This window comes from Bradyrhizobium sp. Kon56, from assembly GCF_055807635.1.
The window spans coordinates 185,469-204,161 of the sequence record NZ_JBVVOU010000005.1; the positions used below are offsets into that span (position 1 = coordinate 185,469).

At 65.1% G+C, this 18,693-nt stretch carries 17 protein-coding genes and 1 pseudogene; 6 read left to right on the forward strand and 12 right to left on the reverse strand.

Annotated features, from left to right (window positions below):
• The first annotated feature begins 57 nt into the window (after nucleotides 1-57).
• Nucleotides 58-1,137 (forward strand): alanine racemase, encoded by a 1,080-nt coding sequence (locus tag AC0L3B_RS10615; protein ID WP_026233758.1) that lies wholly within the window; start codon nucleotides 58-60, stop codon nucleotides 1,135-1,137.
• On the opposite strand, the gene AC0L3B_RS10620 is transcribed toward AC0L3B_RS10615, so the two are convergent.
• Nucleotides 1,138-2,040: a LysR family transcriptional regulator gene (locus AC0L3B_RS10620; RefSeq protein ID WP_204510951.1), complete on the reverse strand. Its 903-nt coding sequence runs from the start codon at nucleotides 2,038-2,040 to the stop codon at nucleotides 1,138-1,140.
• Between the two features lie 91 nt (nucleotides 2,041-2,131).
• Between AC0L3B_RS10620 and AC0L3B_RS10625 the strand changes: the two genes are divergently transcribed.
• A complete protein-coding gene (locus tag AC0L3B_RS10625) occupies nucleotides 2,132-3,349 on the forward strand; it encodes an MFS transporter (RefSeq protein WP_473380368.1) in 1,218 nt (405 codons plus the stop codon).
• 9 nt (nucleotides 3,350-3,358) lie between these two features.
• Here the strand turns inward: AC0L3B_RS10625 and AC0L3B_RS10630 are convergent, their stop codons facing one another.
• From AC0L3B_RS10630 to AC0L3B_RS10665, 8 genes and pseudogenes are all read right to left on the reverse strand, one after another.
• Nucleotides 3,359-4,585, reverse strand: a complete 1,227-nt coding sequence (locus AC0L3B_RS10630) for a BaiN/RdsA family NAD(P)/FAD-dependent oxidoreductase (RefSeq protein ID WP_083926554.1) — start codon at nucleotides 4,583-4,585, stop codon at nucleotides 3,359-3,361.
• Nucleotides 4,582-5,499, reverse strand: coding sequence for an SDR family NAD(P)-dependent oxidoreductase (locus tag AC0L3B_RS10635; RefSeq protein WP_018459211.1), 918 nt, complete (start codon nucleotides 5,497-5,499; stop codon nucleotides 4,582-4,584). Before AC0L3B_RS10635 ends, AC0L3B_RS10630 begins: the two co-directional genes overlap by 4 nt.
• Before the next feature lie 236 nt (nucleotides 5,500-5,735).
• Nucleotides 5,736-6,215: a MaoC family dehydratase gene (locus AC0L3B_RS10640; protein ID WP_473380369.1), complete on the reverse strand. Its 480-nt coding sequence runs from the start codon at nucleotides 6,213-6,215 to the stop codon at nucleotides 5,736-5,738.
• On the reverse strand, nucleotides 6,216-7,934 hold the full coding sequence (locus AC0L3B_RS10645; RefSeq protein WP_473380370.1) for an AMP-binding protein: 1,719 nt from the start codon (nucleotides 7,932-7,934) through the stop codon (nucleotides 6,216-6,218).
• A pseudogene (gene mmsB, locus AC0L3B_RS10650) lies at nucleotides 7,934-8,839 on the reverse strand (3-hydroxyisobutyrate dehydrogenase); the annotation flags it as partial. The pseudogene mmsB and the gene AC0L3B_RS10645, both read right to left, overlap by 1 nt.
• Before the next feature lie 13 nt (nucleotides 8,840-8,852).
• Nucleotides 8,853-9,920 (reverse strand): enoyl-CoA hydratase/isomerase family protein, encoded by a 1,068-nt coding sequence (locus AC0L3B_RS10655; protein WP_018459215.1) that lies wholly within the window; start codon nucleotides 9,918-9,920, stop codon nucleotides 8,853-8,855.
• Nucleotides 9,917-11,062: an isobutyryl-CoA dehydrogenase gene (locus AC0L3B_RS10660; RefSeq protein WP_018459216.1), complete on the reverse strand. Its 1,146-nt coding sequence runs from the start codon at nucleotides 11,060-11,062 to the stop codon at nucleotides 9,917-9,919. Before AC0L3B_RS10660 ends, AC0L3B_RS10655 begins: the two co-directional genes overlap by 4 nt.
• Before the next feature lie 24 nt (nucleotides 11,063-11,086).
• Nucleotides 11,087-12,583 carry a CoA-acylating methylmalonate-semialdehyde dehydrogenase gene (locus tag AC0L3B_RS10665; protein WP_473380371.1) on the reverse strand — a complete coding sequence of 499 codons (1,497 nt, stop codon included), beginning with the start codon at nucleotides 12,581-12,583 and terminating at the stop codon, nucleotides 11,087-11,089.
• A 101-nt stretch (nucleotides 12,584-12,684) separates the two neighbouring features.
• Here AC0L3B_RS10665 and AC0L3B_RS10670 point away from each other — a divergent pair, with 101 nt between their 5' ends.
• Complete coding sequence (locus tag AC0L3B_RS10670; RefSeq protein ID WP_018459218.1) at nucleotides 12,685-13,593, forward strand: LysR family transcriptional regulator; 909 nt, start codon at nucleotides 12,685-12,687, stop codon at nucleotides 13,591-13,593.
• Nucleotides 13,594-13,596: 3 nt separating this feature from the next.
• On the opposite strand, the gene AC0L3B_RS10675 is transcribed toward AC0L3B_RS10670, so the two are convergent.
• Both AC0L3B_RS10675 and AC0L3B_RS10680 read right to left on the reverse strand, forming a co-directional pair.
• A complete protein-coding gene (locus tag AC0L3B_RS10675) occupies nucleotides 13,597-14,217 on the reverse strand; it encodes a TetR/AcrR family transcriptional regulator (RefSeq protein WP_018459219.1) in 621 nt (206 codons plus the stop codon).
• Between the two features lie 59 nt (nucleotides 14,218-14,276).
• Entirely contained in the window at nucleotides 14,277-14,816 is a 540-nt protein-coding gene (locus tag AC0L3B_RS10680) for a PaaI family thioesterase (protein WP_018459220.1), read from the reverse strand.
• Nucleotides 14,817-14,967: 151 nt separating this feature from the next.
• Between AC0L3B_RS10680 and AC0L3B_RS10685 the strand changes: the two genes are divergently transcribed.
• The 3 genes from AC0L3B_RS10685 (at nucleotide 14,968) to AC0L3B_RS10695 (ending at nucleotide 18,479) form a co-directional block, all read left to right on the forward strand.
• Nucleotides 14,968-15,738, forward strand: a complete 771-nt coding sequence (locus tag AC0L3B_RS10685) for an enoyl-CoA hydratase (protein ID WP_018459221.1) — start codon at nucleotides 14,968-14,970, stop codon at nucleotides 15,736-15,738.
• Between the two features lie 142 nt (nucleotides 15,739-15,880).
• Nucleotides 15,881-17,077: an acetyl-CoA C-acyltransferase gene (locus AC0L3B_RS10690; protein ID WP_247338094.1), complete on the forward strand. Its 1,197-nt coding sequence runs from the start codon at nucleotides 15,881-15,883 to the stop codon at nucleotides 17,075-17,077.
• 106 nt (nucleotides 17,078-17,183) lie between these two features.
• A complete protein-coding gene (locus tag AC0L3B_RS10695; RefSeq protein WP_018459223.1) occupies nucleotides 17,184-18,479 on the forward strand; it encodes an MFS transporter in 1,296 nt (431 codons plus the stop codon).
• Here the strand turns inward: AC0L3B_RS10695 and AC0L3B_RS10700 are convergent.
• Nucleotides 18,476-18,673: a hypothetical protein gene (locus AC0L3B_RS10700; protein ID WP_018459224.1), complete on the reverse strand. Its 198-nt coding sequence runs from the start codon at nucleotides 18,671-18,673 to the stop codon at nucleotides 18,476-18,478. The genes AC0L3B_RS10695 and AC0L3B_RS10700 overlap by 4 nt on opposite strands.
• Nucleotides 18,674-18,693 lie beyond the last annotated feature (20 nt).

Below are 18,693 nucleotides of genomic sequence, written 5' to 3' on the forward strand. Positions count from 1 at the left end.
TCCGCAAAAGTGGGCACCGCTTTTGCAAACGGGATGCGCGCCAACTCAGAGACTTCCATGACAACGACCCTTGCCGCCAAGATCGCCCGCGAATACGGCACGCCCTGCGCCGTTATCGACATGGACAAGGTAGAGCGCAACATCGCGCGGATTCAGAAGGCTTGCGACGACGCCGGGATCGCCAACCGTCCCCACGTCAAGACGCACAAGAACCCCACCATCGCGAAGATGCAGATCGCGGCCGGTGCCAAGGGCATCACGTGCCAGAAGCTCGGTGAAGCCGAGATCATGGCCAATGCCGGCATCGACGATATCCTGATCAGCTACAACCTGCTCGGCGAAGAGAAGATGGCGCGGTTAGGGGCGCTGCAGGCGAAGGCCAACATGACGGTCGCGGCTGACAATTCGACCGTCGTCGCCGGCCTGCCCAAGGCCGCCGCAGCCTCAGGTCGACCGCTATCGGTCGTGGTCGAATGCGATACCGGCCGCCAGCGCGCCGGCGTCGAGACGCCCGCCGAGGCGATTGCACTGGCGCAGAAGATTGCCGCATCCAAGGGCCTGCAATTCGCCGGCTTCATGCTGTATCCGACCGAGACTGGTTGGGCGGACGCCCAAAAATTCTATGACGAAGCTCTGGCCGGCGTGCGCGCACACGGGCTGGATGCAAAAATCGTCTCGACCGGCGGCACGCCGAACCTGAAGAACCTCGGCAAGCTCAAGGGCGGCACCGAGCATCGCTTCGGCACCTACATCTATAACGACCGCATGCAGGTCGCGGCCGGCGTCGCCACCTGGGACGACTGCGCGCTGCACATCTATTCGACCGTGGTCAGCCGCGCCGCGCCTGAGCGCGGGATTCTGGACGCCGGCTCAAAGACTCTGACGACGGACACCGGCGGCCTCGACGGCCACGGCCTCATCCTGGAGCACCCCGAAGCGAAGATCGCACGCTTCGCCGAGGAGCACGGCTTCCTCGACCTCTCCCGCAGCAACACCCGGCCTAACGTCGGCGACGTCGTGCGGGTCGTGCCAAATCATGTCTGCGTCGTCGTCAACATGATGGACGAAGTGGTGATGGTGCGCGGCGAGGAGATCATCGGCACGCTGCCGGTGGCGGCACGGGGGAAGCTGAGATAGCTAGCCCCCGATCAGTGCCTGGAGTTCCCGGACCAATCCGTCGCGAAAGAGTTTGATCGGCCGCTCCAGCCGACCGGCGGGGGCGCGATGCACCACCCAAGCGCGCACGGCGGGTTTGAAGTCGCGCGCGGCGACCGGCTTGAGCCTGTCGCGAAATGCGCTACGTTTCAGGGCGATCGGGGTGACCAGCCCGACGCCGAGGCCGCGCGACACCAGCGACAGGCGGAGCTCACTGTCCAGCGCCTCGACGGCGATGTTGAACGGCAGATGCGAGGCATCGAATTTTCGCTTCAGCGTATCGCGAAATCCACAGCCGTCCTGGTTGATCACCCACGACAGTTGGGACAGCCGTTCCAGGTCGACGGTGCGCGGGATCTTCATCTCGCGTGCGACGACGAAGACGACGGGCTGCGCGCCGAGATCGTCGGCCGCCAGATCGGCGGGCGGCACTGCACCGTCGGGGAGACAAATCGCGGCTGCATCGAGCTCGTTGCGGCAGACACGCTCGAGCTGGTTCGGCGACCAACCGGAGACCACCCGCACCGCCAGCGCGGGAAATTCGGCGCGCACCGCATCGAGTGGTGCGGTCAAGCCCGCTTCCGAGAGAAACGGCGTCAGGCCGAGCCTGAACTCGCCGCGGACCATTCCGTCGCTGGCAACGCCCGACTTGAGGTCGTCCAGCATCCTGAGCAGGCGCCTGCCCTGCTCGTAGGCCTCATGCCCCGCTGCCGTCGGCTTCAGGGGCTTCGAGAGCCGATCCAGAAGCTGCGCCCCCAACATCTCCTCGAGATTCTGGATGCGTCGGGTCACGCCAGGCTGGGTGAGATTGAGACGCGCCGAAGCTGCGACAATCGATCCGGTCTCGACCACGGCGACGAAAGCGACAAGGTCATGGGTATTCATAACAAACCCGCATATTCTTTATAGGCTTATTTGAATTGTAGCATATTGCTCGCTCCGCTTAAAGGGTCTCGCGCTACAGCTGCGAGGTCCCATGACTGTCTCCGAAACCATCAGGCCTGCGTCCCGAAACCAGCTCGCCGAGCGGCCGCTGATCTGGCTCGGCGCGATCACCGCCGGTGTCATCGTCACCAATCTGTTCGCGCCACAGATCCTGCTCGGCTTGATCGGCCGGTCAATGTCCATGCCGGCGTGGCAGGCGGGGCTGATCAGCACGCTGACCTTGCTCGGCTACGCACTCGGCCTGCTGCTGCTCGTGCCTCTTGTCGATCTGGTCGAGAACAGGCTTGTCATCCTCCGCACACTCGGCTGCGCGATCCTCGCCGCTCTCGCGACGGCGCTCGCGCCGACGCCTGCGCTTCTGCTGCTCGCCACCTTCATCCTTGGCGCCTGTTGCGCGGCGATCCAGATGATGGTTCCGCTGGTCGCATCTATGGTGGCGCCGGATCGCCGCGGTCAGGCCATCGGCGAGGTGATGGGCGGATTGATGATCGGCATCCTCTTGTCACGACCTGCGGCGAGCCTGATCGCCGATCTCTGGAGCTGGCGCGCCTACTATGTCGTTTCGGCCGCTCTGATGGCCCTGCTTGCCGGCGCACTCGCCCGTTACCTTCCAACCCTTCGACCGTCGGCACGCGCGAGTTACGCCGATTTACTGCTGTCCTTTCCAAGACTGCTGCGCGAAGAGCCGGTGCTGCGCGTGCGGGCCTGGACCGCCTCGCTTGTCATGGCCTCCTTCACGGCGTTCTGGTCGGCGGTCGCGCTGCGGCTGCCGGATGCGCCGTTCGACCTCGACGCCAAGGGAATTGCGGCTTTCGCGCTGCTCGGTGTGGCGGGCGCCGCGGCGACACCGATCGCGGGACGCTGGGGCGACAAGGGCCGGGCGCGGCCGATGTTCTTTGCCGCCCATCTGCTCATCATCGGCTCGCTTGCGCTCTGTGCCTGGGCGAGCGTGCTTGAATCCCAGATCACCGGTCTGCTGGTACTGAGCCTCGGCACGATCCTGCTCGACGTCGGCATCACCACCGATCAGACGCTGGGCCGCCGCGCCATCAACCTGTTGCGCCCCGAGGCCCGCGGTCGCATGAACGGCCTGTTCGTCGCGCTGTTCTTCGTTGGCGGTGGCATCGGCGCGGCGGCGGCATCGCTGGCCTGGAGTTTTGGCGGCTGGACGATGGTCTGCGCGGTGGCGGCAAGCTTCGGCGTGCTCGGCCTCCTCACGGATCTCGCAACCCGGACCGGGACGTCATGATGCGGATGGTCAGGACGACAGTTGGACGAGCCGTCGCAACACACCCCTGCCCGCCGCAGCTCCCGTCGCGAACGAGGCCTGGAGCAAGTAGCCACCGGTCGGCGCCTCCCAGTCCAGCATCTCACCGGCCGCGAACACGCCCGGCAGTTTGCGGATCATGAAGTCCGAGTCGAGTTCGTCGAAGGAAATCCCGCCGGCGCTGGAGATCGCGCGCGCGATCGGCGCGACGCGTGTGAGCTTGACCGGCACGGCGTTGATGAGCTCCGCCAATCGCTCGGCCGATATTGCCGACAACGACTGGCCAGCACCGATGGTGGCCTCCTGCAGCAGCCCGACCGCGACCGGCGACAGCTGCGCAGCCTTGCGCAGGAAGTTGGAGAAGGATTGCTTGCCGCGCGAGGCGGACAGGCGCTTGACGAGTTCGCCATGATCGACATCCGGCCGCAACGCGACGTGCAGGACCGCTGCGCCGTTCGCTGCGATCGCCTCGCGCAGCTCGGCCGACAACGCATAGATCGTCCCGCCCTCGATCCCGCCGCTTGTGATCATGGCCTCGCCGCGGGCGCGGTGTGGGCCGAAGGAGAGCGTGATGCCCTTGAGCGGCTGGCCCTCGAAGCGCGTGCGGAAGATTTCGGACCATGCGACGGTGAAGCCGGAGTTCGCCGGCCGCAGCGGCGAGATCGCAACGCCTTTGTCGGCCAGGATCGTCGTCCAGCCGCCATCGGAGCCCAGTCGCGGCCAGCTGGCGCCGCCGAGTGCCAGCACTATCGCGTCCGCGGCGATGCCGTCTCCGCCGCCGGGTGGGTCAAAGACCAGTCGTCCGTCCCCGTCCCATCCCATCCAGCGCTGGCGAAACGCAAAGTGCACGCCGGCGGCATCGAGGCGTCGCAGCCAGGCCCGCAGCAAGGGCGAGGCCTTGAAGGCCTTCGGAAACACACGCCCGCTGGAGCCGACAAAGGTCGGCTCGCCCAGCGCCTCGCTCCAGGCGCGCAGCGCGTCAGGCGGAAACGCTTCGATCGCAGCCTGCAACCTCTGCGCCGCCTCGCGGTAGCGCGTGATGAACTGAGGCAGCGGTTCGCTGTGGGTGAGATTGAGCCCGCCGCGGCCGGCCATCAGGAATTTGCGGCCAGCGGACGGCATCGAATCGTAGACGGTGACGCGAGCACCACCCTGCACGAGCACTTCGGCCGCCATCAGACCGGCAGGGCCGGCGCCGATGACGGCGACCGCTGTCAGAGTTTTACCCCGGCGCGCGCAGCGGCTTGCGCCACGTATTTCTGCGTCTGCTCGAAAGCTCCCTGCAGCGCCTTCGCCTTTGACATGTCGCTGATCTCGGCGAAATGCGCCGCGACCGCATCCGGGGTCCACTCGGACTCCGGCAGGTTGATGCCTTCGCTCTCGACGATCTTGATCACCGCGAACGAGCCGGCGCCGGCGCCCATGATGGTGCGGGTCGGCGCGTCCTCGCTCAGCATGTACTCGACCGCGGGCGTGATCGCGTTCGGCTTCATCAACTGCAGCGCCTGCGGCGGCAGCAGCTCTTCCGTCATGCGGGTCGCTGCCGTCGGCGAGATGATGTTGACGCGGATGTCGCTCTTGCGGCCTTCTTCCGCCAGCACGTTCATCAGGCCGACCATGCCGGACTTGGCCGCTCCGTAATTGGCCTGGCCGAAATTGCCGTAGAGGCCGGAGGACGACGTCGTCAGGACGATGCGGCCATAGTTGCGATCGCGCATGCCGGCCCAGGCCGCCTTGCAGCAATAGAAGGTGCCGACGAGGTGCACGTCGAGCACCTTCTGGAAATCGGCCGCTTCCATCTTGCCGAACGACTTGTCGCGCAAAATGCCGGCATTGGCACACAAGAGGTCCACGCTGCCCCACTCCTTGGTGGCGCGCTCGACCATCGCGGTGACCTGCTCGAAATTCGAGACGTCGGCGCCGTCGGCCATGGCGGTGCCGCCCGCTTTGCGGATCTCCTCGACAACGGTCTCCGCCGGCGACAGCGAGCCGCCGCTGCCGTCGCGCGCGCCGCCGAAATCGTTGACCACGACTTTCGCGCCGCGGCTTGCCAATCCCAGCGCATGCGCGCGCCCCAAACCATTGCCCGCGCCGGTGACGATGGCGACGCGTCCGTCGAACCTGATTGCCATTGTGCTTCCTTGTGCTGTCTTCCCTTCTACCCTTGTGGGAGAAGGTGGCGCGAAGCGCCGGATGAGGGATCTGTCTCGGCAGATGAGCGTGTGGAGAGATACCCCTCACCCGGCTTCATCTCGCTCCGCTCGATTTCGCCACCCTCTCTCGCGAGGGAGAGGGTTCGAGCGCACCGATTTGGACAACTTTTGAGCAGCGATGGGCTGCCGGGTCAAGCCCGGCAGCGACGGCCCACTCAGGCGAAATAGATCAACCCGAGCCAGTCCGCGACCAGCGCGGGCTTGTCCTCGCCTTCGATTTCCACGGTGACGTTGGTGCGCGACTGCAATTCATTCGGCTTGCGCAGCTTGGCTTCCGCCAGCACGAAACGGCCCCGAACGCGCTTGCCCGAGCGCACCGGCGAGATGAAACGCAGCTTGTCAAAACCGTAATTGACCCCCATCGTGGTGCCCGCGATGACGGGCATCACCTCGTAGGACATAATCGACAGCAGCGACATCGTCAGGAAGCCGTGCGCGATGGTGGTGCCGAACGCCGTCTCCTTCTTCGCACGCTCCGGGTCGACGTGAATGAACTGGTGATCCTCGATCACGTCGGCATAGGTGTCGATGCGGGGCTGATCGACCAGGTGCCACGACGACACGCCGATCTCCTTGCCGACCATGGCCTGATAGGCGCCCAAGGAAATCGGCGGCTTCTTCCAGACTTCGTTCACTTAATTCTCACTCCGTGTTTTCGGCAGCTCCGGAAAGTCCTCTTCGCGGAATTCCCGGCCGCGCAGGGCATCATTGCGGTCGTCGTCACGCTCCAGCCGTCTCAGCTGAACGCGGCGGATCTTTCCCGAGATCGTCTTCGGCAGCTCCGTGACGATCTCGAGGCGCCGGATGCGCTTGAACGGTGCAAGGCGCGTGTGCAGATGCCTGAAGATGGAGAGCGCCGTCTCCGGCGAACGCTCCGCACCGGATGTCAGCAGCACATAGGCCTTGGGGATCGCGAGCCGGATCGGGTCCGGGCTCGGCACCACGGCAGCTTCCGCGACGAGCTCGTGCTCGAGCAACACGCTCTCGAGTTCGAACGGGCTGATGCGATAGTCGGAGGATTTGAATACGTCGTCGGAGCGGCCGACGAAAGTGAGATAGCCATCGTCATCCTCGAACACGACGTCACCGCTGCGATAAAGCTCGCCTTCGGCGCCGGACAGCCCACCGTCGTCGCCCTGATAGCCCTGCATCAGGCCGGCGGGGCGGTTTTCGCCGAGCACTAGAGCCACCTCGCCCTCTTTGGCCGGATGACCATCGGCGTCGCTGACCTGCACGCGATAGCCCGGCAGCGGCCGGCCCATCGAGCCGACCTTGATCTTTTGCCCCGGCGAGTTGCCGGCCAGCGCCGTGGTTTCGGTCTGGCCGTACCCGTCGCGGATGGTGAGGCCCCAGGCGGCCTGCACCTGCTCGATCACTTCAGGATTGAGGGGCTCGCCGGCGCCGCAGACCTCGCGCAAGGCCACCTTGAACGACGCAAGATTCTCCTGGATGAACAGCCGCCACACCGTCGGCGGCGCGCACAGCGTGGTGACGCCGCAGCGGCCAATGGTGGCAAGCAGCCCCTTGGCGTCGAAGCGCGGCTGGTTGACCACAAAGACGGTCGCGCCCGCATTCCACGGCGCAAAGAAACAGCTCCAGGCGTGCTTGGCCCAACCGGGCGAGGAGATGTTGAGATGGACGTCGCCGGGCTTCAACCCGATCCAATACATGGTCGAGAGATGGCCGACGGGATAACTGCGCTGGCTGTGCCGCACCAGCTTCGGCTTTGCCGTGGTGCCCGAGGTGAAATAGAGCAGCATCGGGTCGTCAGCGTTGGTCGGGCCGTCGGCTGCAAAGCTCTCCGACGCCCTTGCGGCGTCATCATAGGAAAGCCAGCCATCGGAGGCCTCGCCCACGACGATGCGGACGATATTATCGGCGCCAAGACTTGCGAACTTCGCAACCTGGTCCTGCGCGGCCACCACCGCCTTTGCCTTGCCGCGATCGAGCCGGTCGCGCAGCTCGTCGGCGGTGAGCAGCGTCGTCGCGGGAATCACGACGACGCCGAGCTTGATCGCGGCCAGCATCGTCTCCCACAGCGGAACGACATTGCCGAGCAGCAGCAGGAGATGATCGCCGCGCTTCAAGCCTTGCGCGCGGAGGAAGTTGGCGACCTGGTTGGAGCGGCGCGACAACGCCCCGAACGAGAGCTTGGTCTGCCGATCCTGCGCGGCATCGACGATCCAGAGCGCAGGACGATCCTTGCTGTCCGCATTCGCCGCTAGCTCGGCATCGAACCAGTCGAGCGCCCAGTTGAAGGGAATCGGATCCGGCCAGCGGAAGCCCTTGACCGCTGTCTCATAGTCCGTGCGGTTGTGAAGCAGAAACGCGCGCGCTTCCTGAAATGTCGTCATTAGGCTTTCCCGGCCAGCTCCCTAACGTGCTCGATAATTCCGGAAAAATCCACCCCGCCCTGGCCGGCTGCGTCAAAGGCCTGATAGATTTCCTGCGCATGCTTGCCGAGCGGCGTCGCCGCGCCGGCGGCCTTGGCGGCGTCCTGCGCCAGTGTCAGATCCTTCACCATCAGTGCCGAGGCAAAGCCCGGCTTGTAGTCGTTGTTGGCGGGCGAGGTCGGCACCGGCCCGGGCACCGGACAATAGGTCGTCAGCGACCAGCACTGGCCCGACGAGGTCGAGGCAACGTCGAACAGCGCCTGGTGCGAGAGCCCGAGCTTCTCGGCCAGCGCGAACGCCTCACTCACGGCGATCATGGAAATGCCGAGGATCATGTTGTTGCAGATTTTTGCCGCCTGGCCCGCGCCGGCACCGCCGCAATGCACGATCTTCTTGCCCATGTTCTCCAGCACGGGCTTTGCCGCTGCAAACGCGTTGTCCTCGCCGCCGCACATGAAGGTGAGCGTCGCACCCTTGGCTCCGCCGGTGCCGCCGGACACCGGCGCGTCGACCGAAAGCACGCCGTGCTTGGCCGCGAGCGCATGCGCCTGCCGCGCGCTCTCGACGTCTATGGTGGAGGAGTCGATGATCAACGCGCCCTTGGTCATCGCGGGAACGACCTCGCCCCACACGCCGAGCACATGCTTGCCGGCCGGCAGCATGGTGACGACCACATCGGCACCTTTCACGGCGCCCGCAGCGCTCTCTGCGATGCCGGCACCGTCGGCCTTGGCCTGGTTGCGGGAGGCCTCGGCGAGGTCGAAAGCGACGACCTTGTGGCCGGCCTTGACCAGATTGGCGGCCATGGGGCCGCCCATGTTGCCGAGACCGATGAATGCGATCGTGGCCATCTTGGTTTCCTCCGCTTGAAAGACGTTGTTAGTTGAACTTCAATTCGTCGGCGCCGATCTCGGCGAGATAGTGCGCAAGCATGTCCGGCGTGACGTCCTCGATTCGCGACGGCGACCAGGTCGGATTGCGGTCCTTGTCGATCACGGCGGCGCGCACGCCTTCGCGAAAGTCGTCGCTGCGGAAGACTTCCAGCGCAGCCCGATATTCGCGCACCAGGCATTCTTCCAGGCTCGACGCGGTGCGCGCGAGCCGCAGCAGCTTGAGCGTCACCACCATGCCGCGCGGCGATTTTTCGTTGAGCGCCTTCAACGTCGCCAGCGCGAACTCGGAACCGTCGCGCTTGAGCGCGGCAAAAATGTCTTGCATGCGGTCGAAGCCGAACAGTGCGTCGATCGCCGGCTCCTTTGCGGCGACCGGCCCCGCGATCTCCCCGGTCGCAAAACCGTTGATGAGCTTGCTGACATCGGCCGCGGTGACGCCCTGGCGAACTTTGGTCAGCGCGTCGCGCAACTCGGGCCATTTGGCCGCCGATACCACCGCGTCGGCAAACCTGGCATGGATCGCATCGGGGCCGTTCATGGTCTGGCCGGTCAGGCCGAAATAAGTGCCGATCTCGCCCGGCGAGCGTGACAACAGCCAAGTGCCGCCGACGTCGGGAAAGAAACCGAGCCCGACCTCGGGCATCGCAAGCCTCGTACGGTCAGTCACGATTCGATGGCTCGCATGCGCCGAGAGTCCGACGCCGCCGCCCATCACAATGCCGTCCATGAAGGCGACATAAGGTTTCGGGAATTTCTTGATCCGGGCGTTGAGGATGTACTCTTCCCGCCACAGGATCTTGCCGAGGTCACCATTGACCTTCGAACTTTCCCAGAGCGCACGGATGTCGCCGCCGGCACACAAGCCACGCTCGCCGGCACCTTCCAGCACGATCACGGCAACGGCGGGATCGGCCTCAAAACGGTCGAGCGCCTTGTCGATGTCGCGAAACATCTCCAGCGTCACGGCATTGATCGCCTTGGGGCGGTTGAGCCTGATAAATCCGGCCGAGCCTTCGACCCATGCGACCAGATCGCCTTCCTCCGCTCCACTCATCGGGCGCCCTCGATCAATTTGCGCGCCACGATCAGCCGCATGATTTCGTTGGTGCCTTCGAGAATCTGGTGCACGCGCAAATCGCGCACGATCTTCTCGATGCCGTATTCGCTGAGATAGCCGTAGCCGCCGTGCAGCTGAAGCGCCTGGTTGGCGACCTCGAAGCCGGCATCGGTGCCAAAGCGTTTGGCCATCGCGCAGAGCATCGTGGCGTCGGGATCCTTGCGGTCTAGCGCCGCCGCTGCGCGCCACAGGAACGTACGCGCGGCCTCGAGCTCGATCGCCATGTCGGCGAGACGGAACTGCAATGCCTGGAATTCGTCGAGGCGTTTTCCAAAAGCCTTGCGCTCTTTCATGTAGGAACGCGCCTTGTCGAGCGCGGTCTGCGCGCCGCCTAGTGAGCACGCTGTGATGTTGAGACGCCCGCCGTCGAGGCCTGCCATCGCGATCTTGAAACCGACGCCCTCCTCGCTCAGCCGGTTGGCGACCGGCACGCGGGCGTTCTCGAAGATCACGGCGCGGGTCGGCTGCGCGTTCCAGCCCATCTTGCGCTCGTTGGCGCCGAACGAGACGCCCGGCGTGTTGCCGTCGATGACCAGCGTCGAGATGCCGCCGGGGCCATCGCCGCCGGTGCGCACCATCGCGACCAGGAGATCGGTCCCGCCGGCGCCGGAGATGAACTGCTTCTGGCCGTTGAGAACGTAATGATCGCCGTCGCGCACGGCACGGGTGCGGAGCGCTGCCGCGTCCGAGCCGGCGCCGGGCTCGGTCAGGCAGTAGCTCGCGATCAGCTCCATGGTGCAGAGCTTGGGCAGCCATTTGTGGCGCTGGGTGTCGCTGCCGTAGGCATCGATCATCCACGACGCCATATTGTGGATGGAGATGAAGGCCGAGGTGGTCGGACAGCCCGTCGCCAGCGCTTCGAAGATCAGCGCCGCGTCGAACCGTGTCATGGCGGAGCCACCCACATCCTCGCGGATGTAGATGCCGCCCATGCCGAGCGTGGCGGCCTCGCGCATCACCTCGACGGGAAAATGCTTCTCCTCGTCCCAGCGCAGCGCGTGCGGCGCGATCTTTTCCGCCGCAAACGCCAACGCCATGTCGCGAACCGCGATCTGATCCTCGTTCAGAGCGAACTGCATCTGTTAGCTTCGCTCCAACGACGGTTACTTCATCAGCGGGATCGAGAACTCCGCGCCTTCCTTGACGCCGGACGGCCAGCGCGAGGTCACCGTCTTGGTCTTGGTGTAGAAGCGGACCGAATCCGGGCCGTGCTGGTTGAGATCGCCGAAGCCCGACTTCTTCCAGCCGCCGAAGGTGTAGTACGCAATCGGCACCGGGATCGGCACGTTGATCCCGACCATGCCGACGTTGACCTTGGCCGCGAAGTCGCGCGCGGCGTCGCCGTCGCGGGTGAAGATCGCAACGCCGTTGCCGTAATCATGCTCCGACGGCAGCGCCAGCGCTTCCTTGTAATCGTGCGCGCGCACGACCGAGAGCACGGGGCCAAAAATCTCTTCCTTGTAGATCCGCATGTCCTTGGTGACGTTGTCGAACAGCGAACCGCCGAGATAGAAGCCGTTCTCGTAGCCCTGCATCTTGAAGCCGCGGCCGTCGACGGCGAGCGTCGCGCCTTCCTTGATGCCGATGTCGATATAGCCCTTGACCTTCTCGACCGCCTCGCGCGTCACCAGCGGACCGTAATCGGCGGAGGGATCGATCGAGGTGCCGATCTTGAGACTCTCGACGCGCGGGACCAGCTTTTCCATCAGGCGGTCGGCAGTGGCCTTGCCGACCGGAACCGCGACTGACACGGCCATGCAGCGTTCGCCGGCCGAACCGTAGCCGGCGCCGATCAGTGCGTCGACTGCCTGGTCCATGTCGGCATCCGGCATGATGATGGCGTGGTTCTTGGCGCCGCCAAAACATTGGCAGCGCTTGCCGGTCTGGGTGGCGCGCTCGTAGATGTATTGCGCGATCGGGGTGGAGCCGACGAAGCCGACGGCCTTGATGTCGGGATCGTCGAGGATGGCGTCGACCGCTTCCTTGTCGCCGTTGACGACATTGAGGATGCCGGACGGCAGGCCCGCCTCGATCATCAGTTCGGCAAGCATCATCGGCACGCCGGGATCGCGCTCCGACGGCTTCAGGATGAAGGCGTTGCCGCAGGCAATCGCAGGAGCGAACTTCCACATCGGAATCATCGCCGGGAAATTGAACGGCGTGATGCCGGCGACGACGCCGAGCGCCTGGCGCATCGAATAGATGTCGATGCCGGGGCCGGCGCCTTCGGTGTACTCGCCCTTCATCAGATGCGGAATGCCGCAGGCGAACTCCGCGACCTCGAGGCCGCGCTGGATGTCACCCTTGGCGTCAGGAACGGTCTTGCCATGCTCGCGGGCAAGCAGTTCGGCCAGCTTGTCGTAGTCGCGCTGCACCAGCTCGACGAACTTCATCATGACGCGAGCGCGGCGCTGCGGGTTGGTCGCGGCCCATTCCGGCTGCGCGGCGCGGGCGTTTTCCACGGCGGCGCGAACCTCGGCCTTGGACGCCAGCGCCACCTTGGCCTGAACGTCACCGGTCATCGGCTCGAAAACGTCGGCGGTGCGGCCCGAGGTGCCCTTGACCTCCTTGCCACCAATGAAATGTCCGACTGAACGCATGGAATGGTCTCCTTGAGGCGAGCTTGAACGCTTTGACAAATCCTATCGACCTGCATTTTATAGGATTCAAGTCTGAGATAATGCACCATAGATGTGCGAAAATGCTGGATCAAGGCGCTATCGACTGGGACGACTTCCGGTTCGTGCTGGCCATCGTGCGGGGCGGCTCGGTTTCGGCTGCGGCAAAACAGCTCGGCGTCGACCATGCCACCGTGATCCGCCGCGTCGACCGGCTGGAGAAGCACCTCTCGGCCAAGCTGTTTGACCGGCGCAAGACCGGCTACCTGCTGACAGAGGCCGGCCAGCGCGTCGCCGACAGCGCGGAAGCGATGGAATCGACCATCGTCGCCAACCAGGAGCAGGTCGGTGGCTCCGTGGCGCGGCTGACCGGCACGGTGCGGATCGGCGCGCCGGACGGTTTTGGCACCGCCTTCCTGGCGCCGCGACTGGCGCCGTTCGCGGACCGGTATCCCGATCTCGACCTGCAACTGGTGGCCACCGCGCGGCTGTTCAGCCTCTCCAAGCGCGAGGCCGATATCGCCATCAGCCTGACCATGCCGAAGGAAGGCCGCATCGTCGGCCGCAAGCTGCTCGACTACCGGCTCGGACTCTATGCCGCGCCCGCCTATCTCGACCGCTTCCCGAAAATCACCTCGCGCGAGGTCCTGCCGCAGCATCGATTCGTCGGCTATATCGAGGAGCTCTTGTTCACGCCCGAGCTCGACTATCTGCCGCAGGTCTCGCCGAAGATCTCCGCGCGCTTGCGCAGCGCCAATCTGATCGCACAACTCAACGCCACGCTCGCCGGCTTCGGTATTGCGGTGCTGCCGCACTTCATGGCGGCCGACTATCCGCAGCTGATTGCGGTGCTGGCGGAAGAGGTCTCGATCACCCGCACCTTCTGGATGCTGATGCACGCCGACAGCAAGGACCTCGCACGCATCCGCGCGGTGGCGGATTATATTTCCGAGATTGTGGAGCGCGAGCGGGCGTTGTTTGCGGGGCTCTGAAGCCTAGCTCTGCTTCGCCTTTTTCGCCGCCGCAGCCTTCGGCTCACGCCGCGCGCCGTCCAGCGCGCTGTCCTTGCCCGTCTTCAGCACCTCATCCGACAGCTCGCTCGAGCCGGCAATGCGCGCGAGCAACATGGTGCCGGCCATGGTCGCCAGCGTCGCGATCGCCTGCTTGCGCGCGGCCTTGCGCGGCAGATTCGGGATGAAGTCCGTGATCATCTCGATCATCTCGTCGAGCTTGCCGGCAAAGGCCTTTCGCGTCTTCGGGCTCTCTCGGGCGATCTCGGCGCCGAGCGCGGGGATCGAGCAGCCGTGACCGGGGTTGTCGCGATGCACCGCGGAGAGATAGGTCTCAACGATCTGACTGAGCTGCTTCTCCGGCGTGACCTGATCGGATTGCTTGCGCCAGTGCTCCATCGAGCGATCCATAGCGTAGCCAAACGCCTCGATCACCAGCGCCTCGCGGGAATCGAAATGGGCGTAGAAGCCGCCATGGGTCAGGCCCGCTTCCTTCATGAGGTCGGCGACACCGATGCCGTGGGCGCCCTTTTCGCGCAGCCGCACGGAAGCCTTCTTCACGATGCGGTCGTGGGTTTCCTGCTTGTGTTCCCGGGAATAGCGCATGCGGATCTCATTGGATGTCGGGGGTCATCTAATAACACGGATATCGGCCGGACGGCGCATTAATTCCCGGTAAAATTGTTGCCGATCATGGAAAAGGTCGCCGTTGCGTGCACCGCAAGCGCCCCCTTACCGTCGCGGACAAATCCCTCGGCGTAGCTGGTCTGGCGTCCCAGCTTGATCACCTTGCCTTCGGCGGAGATCAACCCGGACCGGACCGAGAGCGGACGCAGGAAGGTCATTTTCAGATCGAGGGTGACGGAGCCCTGCCCGGGCTCCAGCCGGGTCGAGATCGCACACCCCATGGCGGTGTCGAGCAGCGCGGCGGCTGTGGCCCCGTGCAGGAGGCCTATGGTGTTTTCGAGATCCTCGCGCGGCTCGAGTTCCATGACGATCCGGCCCGGCTCGACCACGGCCATGATGAAGCCGATCAGCTTGGCAAAGGGTGGCGGCGGCAGCCTTCCGTCGCGGATGCCCAGCATCGCATCCATGCCTGACAGGCCCATCGCCACTTTCGCAACCGGCGCAGGCACCTGCCATTCAACCACCCGCTCGCGCCGGCCCGCAGGCGAAAACAGGTCGAGTTGATCGATGTCGGTCATCGCGGCCTCTTTTGTATGATTTTCATCATACTATGCTGCGGACTTAGCGCTGGCAACTCCCTCCCCGCCGGCTTGACAAGCAATGCGTTTCGGCCCGGAAGTGTGACCTGACCGGCGTATTCGCACGTCTACGAAGCTCAGAGATCCTCTCATGGAAATGCTCAACAACCACTGCGGCGTGACGCGCGATGCGCGCGGCGTCGTTCATGTCGCGATCTGCAATGCCGGCTCGCTGAACATTTTGAGCTCGCCCGTCACCGATGCGGTGCGCGAAGGCCTGCAGCAGCTCTCGTCCGACCGCAGCATCCGGGTCGTGGTGCTGCGCGGCCAGAGCGAGAAGAGCATGATCGGCGGCGCCGACATCAAGGAGATGGCCAAGCTCGACCAGAAGTCCGCCGAGGCCTTCATCAGCCGCCTGCGCGACCTCTGCGAGGCCGTGCGCGCCTTCCCGGCCCCTATGATCGCGCGCATGCCCGGCTGGTGCCTCGGCGGCGGGCTCGAAGTCGCCGCGGCCTGCGATTTCCGGATCGCCGCCCGTGATGCGCATTTCGGCATGCCGGAGGTGCGGGTCGGCATTCCCTCGGTGATCCATGCCGCGCTGCTGCCGCGCCTGATCGGGTGGGCCCGCGCGCGCTGGCTGGTGATGACCGCTGAGAACATCGACGCGCCGACGGCGCTGGCCTGGGGGTTGGTCGACAAGGTCGCGCCGGAGGGTGGGCTCGATGCCGAGGTCGAGCACCTCGTGAAGGCCCTGCTCGAATGCGGCCCCGAGGCGCTGCGGTCGCAGAAGGCATTGCTGCGGCAATGGGAGGAGCTGCCGCTGACCGAGTCGGTAAATTTGAGCGTCAAAGTCTTCGGCGAGTCGTTCCTGACGGACGAGCCGACGCGGCTGATGGGCGCGTTTGTGAATCGGAAGCGGTAGGCGCTCTCCACCTCGTCCGATCGAACGAGCAAATCTCATCCGACCTACGACAATTTCTCATGCCCCGCGCAGTTGCATTTTTTGCGCCGCATCATATGATGACCGTAATCTTACATAGTTGGCATCTCACGGAGTCTCACCCATGGCCGAAGCCGCCGATCCCGTCGTCATCGTCTCCGCCGTCCGGACACCGCTCGGCCGCTTCATGGGCGAGCTTTCGCCGCTGGCCGCGCACAAGCTCGGATCGCACGTGATCGGCGTGGCACTGGAGCGTGCCAAGCTTGCGCCGGAGAAAATCGACGAGGTTTTCATGGGCTGCGTCCTTCCCGCCGGCCAGGGCCAGGCCCCCGCGCGCCAGGCGGCGCGGGCCGCCGGCCTACCCGATGCCACCGGCGCGACTACTGTCAACAAGGTCTGCGGCTCCGGCATGAAAGCGACCATGCTGGCGCACGACATCATTTGCGCCGGCTCGGCCGAGATCGTCGTCTCCGGCGGCATGGAAAGCATGAGCAACGCGCCGTATCTGCTCGCCAAGGCGCGTGGCGGCTATCGCGCCGGCCATGATCGCATCATCGACCATATGATGATGGACGGCCTCGAAGACGCCTACGAGACCGGCCGCTCCATGGGCGATTTCGGCGAGGCCACCGCAGAAGCCTATCAGTTCACCCGCAAGGACCAGGACGCCTTTGCGATGGAAACGCTCAGCCGCGCACGCAAGGCGGTCGAGGGCGGTGCGTTCAAGGCCGAGATCGCGCCGATCACGCTGAGTGAGAAGGCCGGCCCCCGCATCGTCGCCAATGACGAACATCCGCTCAAGGTCGATCCCGCAAAGATCCCCGGGCTGAAGCCGGCGTTCCGCGCCAACGGCACCATCACGCCGGCGGCCTCCTCCGCCAACGCCGACGGCGCCGCTGCGCTGGTTCTGACGAAGCGCTCGCTCGCCGATCGCAGCGGCCTGCCGGCTCTCGCCGTGATCAAAGGCCACACCACCCACAGCCAGGAGCCGCAATGGTTCACTACGGCCCCGATCCCGGCGATCCGCAAGCTCTTGGACAAAGTCGGCTGGAATGCCGGCGATGTCGATCTGTTCGAGATCAACGAAGCCTTCGCCGTGGTGGCGATGGCGGCCCAGCGCGATCTCGGCATTCCCCGCGACAAGCTCAACATCAACGGCGGCGCCTGCGCGCTCGGCCATCCCATCGGCGCCACCGGCGCACGGCTGATCGTGACGCTGCTGCATGCGCTCGAGGCGCGAAACCTCAAGCGTGGCGTCGCCGCGCTCTGCATCGGCGGCGGCGAAGCTACTGCGATCGCGGTAGAGCGCCTGACGCACTGACGAGAACGTCCGGAAATGAGGGAACTCCGTCATTTCCGACAGACGCGTCCCGTGCCATTCTGAAAACTTGCGCAGGCTCTCGCCTGCCCATCAAGATTGAGGCCCAATGATCTCGAACTGGCTCGCGGCAACACTCGGCCGCCGCAATATCCACTACGGCTGGGTGATGGTCGGCGTGACCTTCCTCACCGCGCTGATCAGCGCCGGCACGGTCGGCGCGCCCGGCGTTTTCATTGTTCCGCTTCAGAAGGAATTCGGCTGGAGCACGGCGGAGATCTCGTCGGCGTTGTCGATTCGCTTCATCCTGTTCGGGCTGATGGCGCCGTTCGCGGCGGCCCTGCTCAACCGCTACGGCCTGCGAAATGTCACGCTGACCGCGCAGCTCATCGTGGTCTCGGCGCTGGTGCTCTCGCTCGGCATGACGGAGGTCTGGCAGCTCGTCGCGCTGTGGGGCGTCGTGATCGGGATCGGCACCGGCATGACCGCGCTGGTGCTGGGCGCTACCATCGCGACGCGCTGGTTCGCGGCGCGGCGCGGCCTCGTCGTCGGCATCATGACCGCGAGCGTCGCCACCGGTCAGCTCGTGTTCCTGCCGCTGCTGGCAAGCCTCACCGAACGCTTCGGCTGGCGGCTTGCGCTCGGCTTCGTCTGCATCGCACTTGGTGTTTCCGCCCTCGCGGTCCTGCTCGCGATGCGCGACCGTCCGAGCGATTTGGGCCTGCGCCCGTTCGGCGACGAAGGCACCACACCCCTGCCAGCGCCGCCCGTCAGCCATGGCTCGATCACCGGCGTCGCACTCGGCACGCTGCGCGAGGCCTCGAAGAGCGGCGCGTTCTGGGTCCTGTTTGCGACGTTCTTCGTCTGCGGCGCATCCACAAACGGCCTCGTGCAGGTGCATCTGATTCCGATGTGCCTCGATTTCGGCATCCCGCAGGTGCAGGCCGCGGGCTTGCTGGCTGCAATGGGCATCTTCGACTTCTTCGGCACCATCATGTCGGGATGGCTTTCGGACCGCTACGACAACCGCTATTTGCTGTTCTGGTATTACGGCCTGCGCGGGCTCTCGCTGATCTTCCTCCCCTTCAGCGATTTCTCGTTCTATGGGCTCTCGATCTTCGCGATGTTCTACGGGCTCGACTGGATTGCAACTGTGCCGCCCACGGTGCGCCTGACCGCGCAGAAATTCGGACCTGAGCGCGCCAATCTGGTGTTCGGCTGGATCTTTGCAGGCCACCAGCTCGGCGCGGGCACCGCTGCCTTCGGCGCCGGTCTCTCGCGGACGGTCTATCAGAGCTACCTGCCCGCCTTCTTCATCGCCGGCGCGCTCTGCGTGTTCGCCTCGCTGATCGTGCTGACGCTGTCGCGACAACCGAAGCCGAAGCCGCAAGCGGCGATGGCTTAGTATCTGATGGTGCCGGTGACGCCGTAGAATGCGGCGTCACCGATCCGCCCGACACGAGGCGGGTCGTCCGGGTTCGGGGTGCCGCTCGATTGCGGAAGACGTACCTGAAGGTAAAGCGCGACCAGCCGTCGCAGATCGAAAATCAGCAAGGCGAACCTGCCGTAACCGTCAACAGACGCCTTGCGGATGTTCATGTGTCGCAATTATGTCGGCT